At 74.0% G+C, this 465-nt stretch carries 1 protein-coding gene; it reads right to left on the bottom strand.

Annotated elements, in window-relative coordinates; all coding sequences use genetic code 11:
* A partial coding sequence (locus tag J1782_RS00105; protein WP_217151885.1) for a hypothetical protein occupies window positions 1-465 on the bottom strand: 465 nt, incomplete at both ends.

Below are 465 nucleotides of genomic sequence, written 5' to 3'. Positions count from 1 at the left end.
CACCACCGCGGCGAGGCTCGTCAGCGCGTCACCCGAGGTGCCGAGCGTCGTGCCCTCGGTGACCTGGACGAAGCTGTCCGGGCACTCGCCGCAGGACGCGTCCCGGGCCGACAGCAGCAACGGCAGCGGGCCCAGGAGCGCGAGCCCGTAGGTCGCGGCGACGAGCCGGCGGTGCAGGGAGCGGCGCAGCGTGCCCTCGGGGTCGGCGAGCAGCAGGTGCACGAACGCCGCCAGGTAGACGTTCGAGGTGGCCGCGGCGAGCGTGAAGAGCGCGGACGAGTTGGCCGCCACGAACGCGTTGAGCAGGAACGCGAAGCCCGTCCAGGTCATCAGCGCCCCGACCCGGTTGACCGGGCGCCGCCACCAGGCGAACAGGCCCGTGCCGATCCACGCGAACGCCACCCCGACGGTGAAGACGACGGCGACGGCCGGCTCGCTCACGTGGTCGGAGCCGGCGATCACGGC

Source organism: Rahnella sp. BCC 1045, assembly GCF_019049615.1.
In the GTDB taxonomy this organism is placed as follows: domain Bacteria; phylum Pseudomonadota; class Gammaproteobacteria; order Enterobacterales; family Enterobacteriaceae; genus Rahnella; species Rahnella contaminans.
The sequence above is the reverse complement of the archived record's forward strand: the minus strand, read 5'-3'. Positions and strand labels throughout refer to the sequence as shown.